The 12,903-nt window shown below is 67.1% G+C and carries 13 protein-coding genes; 7 read left to right on the forward strand and 6 right to left on the reverse strand.

Features of this window, described 5'->3' with window-relative positions; translation table 11 throughout:
• The first annotated feature begins 26 nt into the window (after window positions 1–26).
• Together CWS39_RS13780 and CWS39_RS13785 are read left to right on the forward strand one after the other, a co-directional pair.
• Window positions 27–707, forward strand: coding sequence for a fasciclin domain-containing protein (locus tag CWS39_RS13780; RefSeq protein ID WP_102143489.1), 681 nt, complete (start codon window positions 27–29; stop codon window positions 705–707).
• A gap of 98 nt (window positions 708–805) precedes the next feature.
• The gene (locus CWS39_RS13785; protein ID WP_102143490.1) at window positions 806–2,539 is read left to right on the forward strand and encodes a cytochrome c biogenesis protein DipZ; all 1,734 of its coding nucleotides are present in this window, start codon (window positions 806–808) and stop codon (window positions 2,537–2,539) included.
• Window positions 2,540–2,654: 115 nt separating this feature from the next.
• On the opposite strand, the gene CWS39_RS13790 is transcribed toward CWS39_RS13785, so the two are convergent.
• The 3 genes from CWS39_RS13790 to CWS39_RS13800 are packed head-to-tail and all read right to left on the reverse strand — an operon-like array spanning window position 2,655 to window position 4,874.
• On the reverse strand, window positions 2,655–3,461 hold the full coding sequence (locus tag CWS39_RS13790) for a DUF4097 family beta strand repeat-containing protein (RefSeq protein WP_102143491.1): 807 nt from the start codon (window positions 3,459–3,461) through the stop codon (window positions 2,655–2,657).
• Window positions 3,462–3,484: 23 nt separating this feature from the next.
• Window positions 3,485–3,958 carry a histidine kinase gene (locus CWS39_RS13795; RefSeq protein ID WP_102143492.1) on the reverse strand — a complete coding sequence of 158 codons (474 nt, stop codon included), beginning with the start codon at window positions 3,956–3,958 and terminating at the stop codon, window positions 3,485–3,487.
• A 52-nt stretch (window positions 3,959–4,010) separates the two neighbouring features.
• The gene (locus CWS39_RS13800) at window positions 4,011–4,874 is read right to left on the reverse strand and encodes a TIGR03619 family F420-dependent LLM class oxidoreductase (RefSeq protein WP_102143493.1); all 864 of its coding nucleotides are present in this window, start codon (window positions 4,872–4,874) and stop codon (window positions 4,011–4,013) included.
• A gap of 49 nt (window positions 4,875–4,923) precedes the next feature.
• Between CWS39_RS13800 and CWS39_RS13805 the strand changes: the two genes are divergently transcribed.
• Both CWS39_RS13805 and CWS39_RS13810 read left to right on the forward strand, forming a co-directional pair.
• A complete protein-coding gene (locus CWS39_RS13805) occupies window positions 4,924–6,210 on the forward strand; it encodes a cryptochrome/photolyase family protein (RefSeq protein WP_102143494.1) in 1,287 nt (428 codons plus the stop codon).
• A gap of 76 nt (window positions 6,211–6,286) precedes the next feature.
• On the forward strand, window positions 6,287–6,541 hold the full coding sequence (locus CWS39_RS13810) for a DUF2631 domain-containing protein (protein WP_102143495.1): 255 nt from the start codon (window positions 6,287–6,289) through the stop codon (window positions 6,539–6,541).
• Here the strand turns inward: CWS39_RS13810 and CWS39_RS13815 are convergent, their stop codons facing one another.
• The gene (locus CWS39_RS13815) at window positions 6,542–7,129 is read right to left on the reverse strand and encodes a hypothetical protein (RefSeq protein ID WP_102143496.1); all 588 of its coding nucleotides are present in this window, start codon (window positions 7,127–7,129) and stop codon (window positions 6,542–6,544) included.
• Between the two features lie 120 nt (window positions 7,130–7,249).
• Here CWS39_RS13815 and CWS39_RS13820 point away from each other — a divergent pair, with 120 nt between their 5' ends.
• Both CWS39_RS13820 and CWS39_RS13825 read left to right on the forward strand, forming a co-directional pair.
• Window positions 7,250–9,421, forward strand: coding sequence for a glycoside hydrolase family 3 C-terminal domain-containing protein (locus CWS39_RS13820; protein ID WP_102143497.1), 2,172 nt, complete (start codon window positions 7,250–7,252; stop codon window positions 9,419–9,421).
• A gap of 95 nt (window positions 9,422–9,516) precedes the next feature.
• Window positions 9,517–10,212 carry a DUF427 domain-containing protein gene (locus CWS39_RS13825; protein ID WP_102143498.1) on the forward strand — a complete coding sequence of 232 codons (696 nt, stop codon included), beginning with the start codon at window positions 9,517–9,519 and terminating at the stop codon, window positions 10,210–10,212.
• Here the strand turns inward: CWS39_RS13825 and CWS39_RS13830 are convergent.
• The gene (locus tag CWS39_RS13830) at window positions 10,202–11,116 is read right to left on the reverse strand and encodes an LLM class F420-dependent oxidoreductase (RefSeq protein WP_102143499.1); all 915 of its coding nucleotides are present in this window, start codon (window positions 11,114–11,116) and stop codon (window positions 10,202–10,204) included. The genes CWS39_RS13825 and CWS39_RS13830 overlap by 11 nt on opposite strands.
• 2 nt (window positions 11,117–11,118) lie before the next feature.
• On the reverse strand, window positions 11,119–12,255 hold the full coding sequence (locus CWS39_RS13835; RefSeq protein ID WP_102143500.1) for an acyl-CoA dehydrogenase family protein: 1,137 nt from the start codon (window positions 12,253–12,255) through the stop codon (window positions 11,119–11,121).
• Window positions 12,256–12,315: 60 nt separating this feature from the next.
• Here CWS39_RS13835 and CWS39_RS13840 point away from each other — a divergent pair, with 60 nt between their 5' ends.
• The gene (locus CWS39_RS13840) at window positions 12,316–12,801 is read left to right on the forward strand and encodes an SRPBCC family protein (protein WP_102143531.1); all 486 of its coding nucleotides are present in this window, start codon (window positions 12,316–12,318) and stop codon (window positions 12,799–12,801) included.
• The last annotated feature ends 102 nt before the right edge of the window (window positions 12,802–12,903 follow it).

Genomic DNA, 12,903 nt, shown 5'->3' on the forward strand with positions numbered 1-12,903 from the left:
GTCCACGACAAGGGAGTGACACCGTCATGAAAACCATCAATCGCAATGCCCGCAACGCTGTGGCCGTGGCGAGCTTCGCAGCGCTCGCGGTCCTGGGTGTGTCGGCGTGTTCGGAGGACGCCTCGAGTTCGGCCGCGCCGGAGACGACGAGCGCGACCGCCGCGCCGGCCAGCGCCGAGCCCAAACCGATGGAAGCGCCGATGGACCCGGCGGCCGGGCTGGTCGGTCCGGGGTGCGCGGACTATGCGGCGCAGAATCCGACCGGACCGGGCTCGGTGACGGGTATGGCGCAGGACCCGGTGGCGGTGGCGGCGTCGAACAACCCGCTGCTGACCACGCTGACGTCCGCGGTGTCGGGCAAGCTCAACCCGAAGGTGAATCTCGTCGACACGCTCAACAGCAGTGAGTTCACCGTGTTCGCCCCCACCGATGCGGCCTTCGCCAAGATCGATCCGGCGACGATCGAGACGCTCAAGACCGACGACGCATTGCTGACGAAGATCCTGACCTACCACGTGGTGCCCGGCCAGGCCAGCCCCTCGCAGGTGGTGGGTGAGCACAAGACGGTGCAGGGCGCGACGCTCACCGTCACCGGCGGCGGCGAGAACCTCAAGGTGAACGACGCCTCGGTGGTGTGCGGTGGGGTGCGCACGGCGAACGCCACGGTCTACTTGATCGACACGGTGCTGATGCCGCCGGCGAACTAGATTGCTCCACAACTGAATACGTCAACAGCCCGGCCCACGCGGTCGGGCTGTTTGCGTTGTGGACCCATCCAAATCGCTTGCGGCTCCGAATAACTGGCATGTTCACACTTGTCCTGATCGGGTTTCTCGGTGGGTTGATCACCGGCATCTCCCCATGCATCCTTCCCGTGCTGCCAGTGATCTTCTTCTCCGGCACCCAGACCGCGGGTGCTGAAGCCGGCAACGTGTTGACTGCGGTCAGAACAAAACGGTCCCTGAGCGAGACGTTGCGGCCCTATCGGGTCATTGCCGGACTGGTGCTGAGTTTCAGCCTGGTCACCCTGGTGGGCACAGCTTTGCTGTCGCTTCTGCATCTTCCGCAGGACGCCATCCGGTGGGCCGGGCTGATCGCGCTCACGGCGATCGGGCTCGGGCTGATCTTTCCGCGCGTCGAGCAGATCCTGGAGAAGCCGTTCTCCAAGATCCCGCAACGCCAAGTGGGCCAGGGCAAAAGCGGTTTCGGTCTGGGGCTGGCGCTCGGCGTGCTGTATGTGCCCTGCGCGGGGCCGGTGCTGGCCGCCATCGTGGTGGCGGGAGCGACCGGTTCGATCGGCCTGAATACCGTCGCCTTGACGGTGTCCTTCGCGATCGGAGCGGCCCTGCCGCTGTTGTTCTTTGCGCTGGCCGGCCAACGAGTTGCCGAGCGCGTCGGTGCGTTTCGTCGTCATCAGCGCCGGATCCGCGTCGTCGGCGGAGTCGTGATGTTGGTGTTCGCGATGGCGTTGGTGTTCAACGTGCCGGCCAAGGTGCAGCGCGCGATCCCCGACTACACCAGCGGACTGCAGAGCAGGGTTGTCGGCTCGGAGGAGATTGCCGAGAAGCTCAATCTCGGCGGCCTGGTCAACGACCAGAACAAGGAGCTGTCGAACTGCACCAACGGCGCCACAGAACTCGAAAGCTGCGGCACCGCACCCGATATCAAGGGAATTGCCGGCTGGCTGAACACCCCCGGTGGCGCGCCGGTCGATCTGAAGTCGTTGCGGGGCAAGGTCGTTCTGATCGACTTCTGGGCCTACTCGTGCATCAACTGCCAGCGTTCAATACCGCACGTGGTCGATTGGTACGACAAATACCGGGATGTGGGCCTGGAGGTCATCGGCGTCCACAGCCCGGAGTACGCCTTCGAAAAAGTGGCCGACAACGTCGTCAGCGGCGCCGAAGATCTGGGCATCACCTACCCCATCGCGCTCGACAACAACCTGTCGACGTGGACGAACTACCGCAACCGGTACTGGCCCGCGCATTACCTGATCGACGCGGACGGGACGGTGCGCCACATCAAGTTCGGCGAAGGCGACTACGACGTCACCGAAAACCTGATCCGGCAGCTGCTGGTCGACGCGAACCCCGATGTCGACCTGCCGCCGCCGAGCGAGTCGGTGGACACCACTCCGGTGTCCGGGCTGACGCCCGAGACGTACCTCGGCGTGGGCAAGATGGTGAATTACGGCGGCACCGACGTATACGATGAGGGCACCGAGACATTCGACTATCCGGCGAATCTGCCGGACGACACCTTCGCCTACCGCGGTCGGTGGAAGTTGGACTATCAGGGCGCCACCGCTGAATCCGAGAACGCCGGCATCGCACTGAAATACAAGGCCCGCAACGTCTACCTGGTGGTGGGCGGCGAGGGCACGGTGACGGTGATCCGTGGCGGCGAGGGCAAGACCATCCCGATCAGTGGACCGCCACAGGCGCGTCAGCTCGTGGCCAGTGACGCCGTTGTGCGCGGTGAGCTCGAGGTGCGCTTCACCAAAGGGCTGCAGGCGTTCTCGTTCACGTACGGCTGACGGCGTCGAGTGTGCGGTCACCGCGTCGAGTGTGTCGCCACCGTGCAGATTCTCAAAGAATCCCGCGGCCTGCGCACAGTCGACGCGGTGCCTGCACACTCGACAGGACCTACGGCTAGGAACTCACCGTCGCCGCCGAGCGGTGCACCGCGATGTCACCCGATGCCGTGCGCACGTGCACGAGCAGAGTCTCATCGCTGCCGTTCGGCCCGTCGGTACTCGTCAGGGTGTTGCGCACCGCACCGGAACGGGTGCGCAGGTTCAGTTGCGCCGCAGTGCCTTCAGGAATTCCGATGGTGACGTCACCGCTGGCGGTCTGCACCGAAACCGCACCCTTGACGGCCGTGGCGACGCTGACCGACCCCGACGCGCTCTGGGCGCTGACATTGCCGCGCAGCCGCTCGACCGTCAGTGTGCCGCTGGCGGTCTGGAACTTCACGTCGCCGTCCACATGGCCGAGGGTGGCGCCACCGGAGGCGGTGGACACGGCCACCGAGCCGACGATCGTCCTCGCTGCGATGTCACCGGATGCGGTGTCGGCCTTGACGTTTCCGCTCACTTCTTCCACGGAGAGATCGCCGCCGGCCGACGAGAACCGGCACTCGCCGTAGCGGCCGTCGGCGAATACGTCGGCGTAGGCCGACGACGCCTTCAGCCGGGACTGCGCGGGCAGCGCGATGTCGATGTCGACCGCGCCGCCACGTCCCAGCGACAACATCTTGCGGCCCGCCGTGACCTTCAACGTGCCGTGCGAGTAGTCGATCCGAGCCTGCTCGGCCGCCCGCACGTCGGATGCCCGGTTCGAGTCGCGGGGCCGGACCTCCACGACGGTGTCGTCGCGTTCGGTCGCGGACAGCCGGACTGAACCCGCGACCACCTCGACGACTGCCGTGATGGGATCTGGTGTTTGGAAGGTGGGCATTTATCTCTCCTGTCGGTTGAGGTTCAGCGGACCCAGCCGCTGAAGGATTTGTCAGACGATGAGCCACGGGCCGCGCCGCCGCCGAGGGCGGCCGACACCGCGCGAACGAGCCAGGCGTTCACCGACACGCCCGCGCCGCGGGCCGCCGCGTCCACGGCGGGTTTGAAGCTTTCCGGCAATCGCAGGGTCACCCGCCACGTGCCGCCGTCGTCGTGCTCCGGCGCGGCGAACGACGACACGTCGGGCACGTCCGTCGTCGCCGTCGTGACGGTGAATTCCGGATCCCGGCCGCGCAGCCGCACCTCGACCGCGCCCGGTGCCATGTCCCGGGTGATCTGCTCGGCCGCCTCGGACAGCGCCTCGAGCAGCGCGAGCCGGATGGCCGATTCGAGCGGCGCGGTCAATCGCTCCGCCAGCGCCTCGGCCTCGGCGCCCCCGGCCGCGGCGGCGACACCGAGCTCGTGGCGCACCGCCTCCACATACGGCTGCAAATCCATGGTGTCATGGTGACATCAAAGTGATGTCATCACAAGTGTCAACTTAACGTCGTCAACGCATCTTCGCGATCACCGTTTCCGCGAACCGCTCGATGGGGCCGCGGAAGCCGTCGCCCGGGCGCGCATCGGGCATCGCCCACGGGGCACACATCACCGCCGTGATGCCGAGATCCTCCGCACGCCTGTAGAGATCCCGCGACGGCGGATCGGTCAGCGCCAGCAGGATCTCGAACGGTTCGTCCTCCCGCCCGTATTTACGCCGCAGCGCGGTCAGCCTCCCCGCGTACGTCGCGGCGTCATCGAGCGAATAGGCGTAGCCGACCCACCCGTCGCACAGTCGCGCCGCACGCCGCAGCGCGGCCTCCGATTCCCCACCGCACAAAATCGGCACCGGCGCCGGCGGATGCGGTTCGATCATCATCTCGGGCACCCGGTAGTACCGCCCGCTCCACGACACCCAGCCGCCCTGCCACAGCGCACGCAGCGCCGGGATCATCTCGTCGAGGCGTTTGCCGCGACTCGCGAAGTCCTGGCCCATCAGCTCGAACTCCTCGCGCATCCAGCCGACGCCGACACCCAACGCCACCCGGCCGCCGGATACCACCGACGCGGTGGCCACCTGTTTGACCACCTCCAGCAGCGGGCGTGCCGGCGCGACGTACACCGCGTTGGAGAACCGGAGCCGACGCGTCACCGCCGCCATCGCTCCGATCAGAACCCACGAATCCGGCCAGGCGGTTTCGGGCGGCCACCCCGGCTTGCCGGTCGGCGAATCGGGATACGGCGACGACAACTCACGCGGATAGATCATGTGATCGGAACACACGATCCCGTCGAAGCCTGCCTCGTCGAGGATCTGCGCGACGGCCAGTGCGTCGGCAGTGTCCATGAACGCGGTGCCACTCCAGAACTGCATCTGCCGCCCTTCCGTTTCTTTATCGCCGATTCGGGGCAGCATCTATGCCATGCCCACGCTGTTGTGGTTTCGCCGGGATCTGCGCCTCGCGGACCTGCCCGCGCTGCACGACGCCGCCCGCACCGACGGCGAGGTGCTGGCCTGCTACGTGCTCGATCCCCGCTTGGCCAAGACAGGGGCGCGACGGCTGCAGTATCTCTACGACGCGCTGCGCGAACTGCGGGCTCGTCTCGACGGCAGGCTGCTCGTCACCCGTGGCCGTCCGGAGAAGCGAATTCCCGCTCTGGCCAAGGCAATTGGCGCTTCCTCCGTCCACGTGTCGGAGGATTATGCGCCGTTCGGGCGCCGCCGCGACGAGGCAGTGCGACAAGCGCTGGGCGACGTGCCGCTGCACGCGTCGGGTTCGCCGTATCTGGTGTCGCCGGGCCGCGTCACCAAGCCCGACGGCAGTCCGTACAAGGTGTTCACGCCGTTCTACGAGGCGTGGCGATCGCACGGTTGGCGCGCACCCGCGGCCACCGGACCGCAGTCGGCACGATGGATCGACCCGGCCGACGTGCCCGGCGGCGTCGACATCCCCGGTGGCGGAACCGAACTCGAACTCCCCGCCGGCGAACGCGCAGCCCGACGTCAGTGGCGCAGGTTCGTCGAACGGTCGCTGGAGAACTACGCCGAGGACCGCGACCGCCCCGACCGCGACGGGACCAGCCGGATGTCGGCGCATCTGAAGTTCGGCGCCATTCACCCGCGGACCATGGCCGTCGACCTCGGTCGCGGCAAGGGCGCGCAGGCGTACCTGCGGGAGTTGGCTTTTCGGGATTTCTACGCCGCGGTGCTCTACCACTGGCCAGACAGCGCGTGGTGGAACTGGAACCGGGCCTTCGACGCGATCGAGGTCGATGACGGCCCCGCCGCACGAGACGCGTTCGAGGCGTGGAAGGCCGGGCGGACCGGATTTCCTCTCGTGGATGCCGGGATGCGGCAGCTCGCGGCGACCGGGTTCATGCACAACCGGATCAGGATGATCGTGGCGTCGTTTCTGGTGAAGGATCTGCACCTGCCGTGGCAGTGGGGTGCCCGGTGGTTCCTCGAGCAGCTGGTCGACGGCGACATGGCCAGCAACCAGCACGGCTGGCAGTGGACGGCCGGATGTGGCACCGACGCCGCGCCGTACTTCCGGGTGTTCAACCCGACGACGCAGGCCCGCAAGTTCGACCCGGACGGCGCTTACGTCAGGCGCTGGATTCCCGAACTCGATACGGATTACCCGGAGCCGATCGTCGACCACGCTCACGAACGTGCCGAGGCGCTGCGGCGCTACGGCCGACTGCGCTGAGGCCGGACGGCCGCGGTACGACGCTGCGTCGTATGCCAGAATGTGCCCAACGCCAGCCCGACCGTGAGGAGCAGCCGTGGCCAACACCGAGGTGGAGCGATACACCGGTGTCGACGTCGAGGACGTGCCGTCTGCGGAGTGGGGATGGTCCAAGGAGAACCCGCGGATCATCCACATCGGCGGCCTGCTCGCGGTTGCATTTCTGCTGATGATGCTGCGCGGCAACCACGTCGGCCGCGTCGAGGACTTTTTCCTCATCGGCTTCGCAGCGCTCCTGCTGTTCGCCATCGGCCGTGACTGGTGGATGCGGCGCCGCGGCTGGACCAGGTAGTCAGCCCACCGGCTCGAGATCGGAATCCCGCCCGCGGTAGCGCCACGCGCCGGGGCAGAACAGCGTCTCCACCGGCCCGTCGGGGGCCGCGATGCCCACCGCGTCGAGCGCATGCCGCTTGAACGCCCGCGCCGCAGCGCTGGGCCGGTATTCGACCGGCTGGGCTGTGGCGCCGAGATGGGCTCGGCAGCGCTCGCCCCACATGGCAACTTCGCTCGACTTCGCACGCAGGGCCGACAACGCCTGGTCGCGGACGGGGTCGTCGGCGACCAACACCTCGCCGGAGATCGCCAGGGTGGCGTCGGTCTCCGGATCGTCTCTGACCACCGGCCATTCGCCGCCAAATTCCACCACGGTCAGCCCCAGGATGTGCAGCGCCCGCTCGCCGGCGAGGTCGGCCAACAGCACGGTGACGTCCCAGCCCGCTTTTTGGCGGTCGAACAACCAGCCGCCGATGGATTCGACGACGTCGACGGCACTGGCGGCGACGACGGTCAACTCGTAGTGCAGCACCTTGTCGGCGGGGGCTCGACGGCTGAAGGCTCGGGCGTCGAGGCGGGTGTCGATGGGTGACGTTTGCGTGGGCATCGGGATCCAATCCGGTCCGGGGCGGGCTTGCCGTCGGCGCGTGACGCGAGGCACATCACAGCGTGACACTTTTACGTACATCTGTAAAGGGTCGACGGACGGGCGGTACAAAGGGAAACCATGATCGCGTTGACTCTCGAGGAGAAGGCCGCGCTCGGCAGCGGCGCAGACTTCTGGACCACCAAGGCGGTCGGTGATGTCCCCGCGATCGTCATGACCGACGGGCCGCACGGCGTGCGCAAACAACTCGGCTCACCCGACCACCTGGGCATCGCCGGCAGTATCCCCGCCACGTGCTTTCCCCCTGCCGCCGGATTGAGCCAGACCTGGGATCCGGCGCTGGTCGAGCGGATCGGCGCGGCTCTCGGCGACGAGTGCCGGGCGGCGGGTGTGCATGTTCTGCTCGGGCCGGGTGTGAACATCAAGCGCGACCCGCGCTGCGGCCGCAACTTCGAGTACTTCTCCGAAGACCCGTTGCTCACCGGGATTCTCGGCGCGGCGTGGGTGATGGGGCTGCAAAGCCGCGGCGTCGGCGCGTCGGTGAAGCATTTCGCCGCCAACAACGCCGAAACCGATCGAATGCGGTCGAGTTCGGACGTCGACCCGCGGACACTGCGCGAGATCTATCTGCGCGCTTTCGAACGTATCGTGGCCGACGCGGCGCCGTGGACGGTGATGTGCTCCTACAACCGCATCAACGGTATCCATGCGGCGCAGGATGTCTGGTTGGTGACGACGGTGTTGCGCGAGCAGTGGGGTTTCGACGGTGTCGTCGTCAGCGACTGGGGTGCGGTGACCGACCGTGTCGCATCCGTCGCCGCCGGCCTGGATCTGGAGATGCCGCCGAGCGGCGGCGCGACGGACGCCGAGGTCGTTGCTGCGGTCAGGGATGGACGTCTGGACGAGGCGGCCGTCGACCGCGCGGCACGCAACGTGGCTAGGCTGGCGGCGAAAGCTACCGAAAGTGCCTCTCCCGCAGTTGCATTCGATGTTGATGCGCATCACGCTCTGGCCCGGGAGGCGGCCGGCCGCGCGGTGGTGCTGCTCAAGAACGACGGCGACCTGCTGCCGCTGCGGCCGGATGATTCGATCGCGGTCATCGGCGAGTTCGCGCAGTCGCCGAGGTATCAGGGCGGCGGCAGTTCGCACGTGAACCCGACGCGCGTCGACATCCCGCTCTCCGAGATAGGGGCTCTCGCAGGGTCGGTCAGCTACTCCCACGGTTCTACCGCCGACGCGGTTGAGGCCGCTTTGGCCGCTGACGTCGCGGTGGTGTTTCTCGGGCTGGCCGCGAGCGATGAGTCGGAAGGATACGACCGCGACCACATCGAGCTTCCCGCAACGCAACTCGAGTTGCTGGAGGCGGTGGTGGCGGTGCAGCCGCGCACGGTCGTGGTGCTGGCCCACGGCGGCGTGGTGCGGCTCGCGCCCGTCGCGGCGCTGGCGCCGGCGATCCTGGACGGCGCGTTGCTCGGTCAAGCGGCAGGCGGCGCGATCGCCGACGTGCTGTTCGGTGTCGTCAATCCGTCGGGCCGGCTCGCCGAGACCGTGCCCGCACGACTCGAAGACTGCCCGTCGTATCTGAACTTTCCGGGCGAACACGGTCATGTGCTGTACGGGGAACGGGTTTTCGTCGGATACCGCGCCTATGACGCGCGCGGGCTCGACGTCACCTATCCGTTCGGACATGGTTTGTCCTACACCGAATTCGCGTACACCGATCTCGAGTTGTCCGGGATCACGGTCCGGCTCACCGTGACGAACACCGGCACACGTCGCGGTCGCGAAGTGGTGCAGGTGTATGCGGGGTTGCCGACCTCGACGGTGGCCCGGCCGCCGCGCTGGCTGGTCGGGTTCGCCGACATCACCCTGGATGCCGGCGAGAGCGGAACCGTCGAAATCGAGTTTCGGCGAGGCGATCTCGCGTATTGGGACGCCCGGCTCGACCGGTGGGTCGTGGAGGGCGGGGACTACGTGATCTCCGTCGGCGCGTCGAGTCGCGACGTGCGGCTCACCGGAACCCTCGCCGTCGATGGGGACGACGTTCGGGTGCCGCTGACGCTGGAATCCACGCTCGGCGAGATCCTCGCCGATCCGGTCGCCGGTCCGCGCGTCGTCGCCGCCCTCAGTTCCGCCGCACCGTCGGGATTGCCAGACTCCGGCGGTTTAGGCACCGACATCATGCGGATGGTGGCCGATATCCCGCTGGGCCGGGTGGTGGCGTTCTCCGGTGGCCGCATCGACCGTGCACATTTGGAACAGGTGCTGGCCGAGGCGAATGCCGCGCGTTAGGCCCGCCTCCAGTCCGCCGCGAAATTGCGTTCCGGCAGGCCGCCACTCGCACTTTCTCGGCCTGGAGGCAATCTCGCGGCAGAATGTTTGACGTCATGAGTCTCGTAGCAGGACGCGGCCCGCTGGGTAAGGACCCCGCCGGATGGTTCACTCCCCCGCTGCCTGGCGAGATGGTCTACATCGAGCCGCATCCGCGACGCATCGAGGCCTACCGAGGCGACCGCAAGGTGATCGACACCGAGCGGGCGTTGATGGTGCATCGCCGCGACCATCCACTCAGCTACGCGTTCCTGCCGGCGGATGTGGGCGACCTGGCGGGCGAACCCGTGCCGGAGGCACCGGGGTATGTCGCGGTGCCGTGGGACGCCGTCGATGCGTGGTTCGAAGAGGGCCGCAAGCTGGTGCACTACCCGCCCAACCCGTATCACCGCGTGGACTGCCGGCCCACCAAACGCCTTCTCCGCGTTGAGGTTGCGGGTGCCACGCTGGTCGATACCAGCGACACGGTGATCGTGTTCGAGACATCGGTGCAGCCGCGGCTCTACGTCGACCCGGCGCTGGTGCGCACTGACCTACTGCGACGCACCGACACGTCGACCTATTGCAACTACAAGGGCCACGCGACGTACTGGGCGGCCGTCATCGGCGACACCGTTGTCGACGACGTGGCGTGGAGCTATGAGGATCCGCCGCCGGAGACGCTGCCTATCAAGGGATTTTTCAGTTTCGACGCTGACCGGGCCGGTGTGACGGCCGAATTACCCACGCCCAGCGGTCAATTCACGCCTTGATGACCAGCGCCCCGAACCGTTCGATGGCGTCGAGCGTGTGTGACCGGCTGTCGCCGGGGATCTGAACCTGCACCCACGTCACGCCGAGCGCGGCCAGCTTGTGCACGCCGTCCAGATAGGCGTCGGCGTTGAAGTCGTCGTCGCCCGGGTTACCGCCGTCGGGGTTGGAGAAGGTGACGTCGAGCGACGACGGGTCACGGCCCGCCGCCTCGCACCGCCGGTGCAGATCCTCGATGCCGTCGGCGAGTCGCTCCACGTCCATGACCGCGGTGCGAGCGGTTTGCGCCAGCGCGGCGGGAGCCGGAAACGGACACCAGCCGTCGCCGTACTTGGCCGCGCGGGCCCGCGCCGCGCCGGTGTTGCCCGCGATCCAGATCGGCGGGTGCGGCCGACTCACCGGACGGGGATGCGCGGTGATGCCGCTGGCGGTGAAATGGCGGCCTTCGAACGACACGTCGTCGCCCGTCCAGACCGCTTTGATGGCCGCCAGCGCCTCCTCGAACAGATCGGCGCGCTCGTCGAAATCCACACCGAGGGCAGCGAATTCGCGTTTGAGGTAGCCCACCCCGACCGCGAGTGTGAACCGGCCGCCGGACAGCAGGTCGAGCGTCGCGCCGGCCTTGGCCACCACGAACGGATTGCGATACGGCAGCACCACGATGTTCGGGATGAGACGCAGCGTCGTGGTGTGCGCGGCGGCAAATCCCATCGCCACGAATGGATCCAGTGCGTCATGTCCACCGGCCTCCAGCCAACGCTGGGTGGGCGCGGGGTGGTCGGTGAACCCGAAACCCCCGAACCCGGCCTTTTCGGCCGCGGCGGCAACTGCCGCAACGCCGGCGCCGGTGACCAATTCCGGGTTGTACGGATGGGTGTGCATGGGATGGGTGATGGTGAATTGCATTGTCAGGACTTCCGCGTCGCAGGGGCTGAGTAGTTCGGACGGCCGAGCCCGAGGACGTGTTGCGCGATCATGTTGCGGAACACCTCGAGGGTGCCGCCGTAGATGCCGGTCGGGCCGGCGAGGCGGAAGATGTATTCGACCTCGCCCGGCAGGCTCGACTCGGTGCCCAATATGTCCATCAGGTCGGGCGAGACGTCGCGCAGGGTTTGGGCGATGGCCACGCGGCCGAACATCTCGGGTGAGCTCATCGCGGCTTCCATCTTGGCGATGCTGCGGCCGAGGCGGTATCTGACCGAGTCGTCGTCGGCTGCGCGCGCGGCGATGTGGTCGACGGCTTCGGCCAGCAGCAGCACATGCTCGGTCATCGTCGCGAGCTTCTGCAGCCCCGCGGTATCGCGCTCGACGGTGCCGTGCTCGGCGTTGAGCGCCTCTCTCAAAACGGTCCAGCCACCGTTGATTTCGCCGACGCGGTACTTGTCGTCGACGCGTACATCGCTGTAGTAGGTGATGTTGGTGCGGTCCCCGTCCACGGTGCGGAGCGGTTGAATCTCCACGCCCGGCGTATCCAACGGCACCAGGAACATGGTCAGGCTCTGGTGTTTCGGCGCATCGGGATCGGTGTTGGTGACCAAGAAGACGTATTGCGCATTGTGCGCGTTCGAGGTGAACATCTTGGAGCCGTTGATGATCCAGGCATCGCCGTCGCGCACCGCCCTGGTCTTGCACGTCGCGACGTCGGAGCCGCCTTCGGGTTCGGTGTAGCCGAGGCACAGCCGGTAGTGCCCGGATAGCACCTTCGGCAGCACCTCCTCCTTGAGCTGGGCCGACCCGAACCGCTGCAGCGTGTGAGCGACCATCATCGTGGTGGGCCAGTGGAACCACGGGGTGTGGGCGCGACCGATCTCCAGTTCGAAGATCCGCCGGCGCACCGGGCTGAAGCCGCCCTCGGCCTCGGATTTGAAGTCCGCCGCCAGATAACCGGCCTGCGCGAGGGCCAGGTGCACGCCTTCGTCGAAGTTCTCGCCGGTCTCGCGATCACGTTGGATGACCTCGTCGGTGACGACGGTGCGCAGAAAGCCTCGGAGCTCCTGCTGGAACGCCTGATCGTCGTCGGAGAGAGCGACACGTGAGAAATCCACGCTAAGGAGCGTGACATTTCTGCGCTAATCTGTAAAGACACGGACAGGGAGGTGTCTCAGTTGGGCATCGTGACCACGAGTTCGGAGACCGCGTTCGCCCATTCTCCGGAGACGATCTACGACTTTGTCACCAACCCGGCGAACTGGACGAAGACCTACCCGGGCAGCAGCTACGTCGGCAAGCTCGACGATCTGCCGCTGAAGGTCGGCGACACGTGGGAAGAGGGCGGGGCCGACGGCGAGAAGATCTTCACCTGGCACCTCGCGATCGCGATGCGCCCGAAGCTGTGGGTGTTCAACTCGGTCGGGCGACTGGGCCACGACCGCGCCGGCAACGGCGGGATGGAAGGCCGGATCACGGTGCAGTACCACTTCACCCAACCGGGTGAAGGCATCACGTTGTTCACACGCACCATGACGATCGAGGCGCCTAAGCATGCGCCGATGCCCGACGGGTTCTTTCGAATCGTCAACCCCGCCAACATCGATCGCTATCATGCTGCGATCGCGCGGGAGCTGGAGAGCGCATCGCCGACACTGCGGTGAGATCGCGAAATCCCGTATTTTCGCGATCTGTACGCAGTTTCGATTGTGGGACGCCGCGCAGGCGCGCATTTCTGGAACTTCGGCGACGTCGAGTGTGCGATG

The organism is Mycobacterium hubeiense (assembly GCF_002838065.1).
GTDB lineage: Bacteria > Actinomycetota > Actinomycetes > Mycobacteriales > Mycobacteriaceae > Mycobacterium > Mycobacterium hubeiense.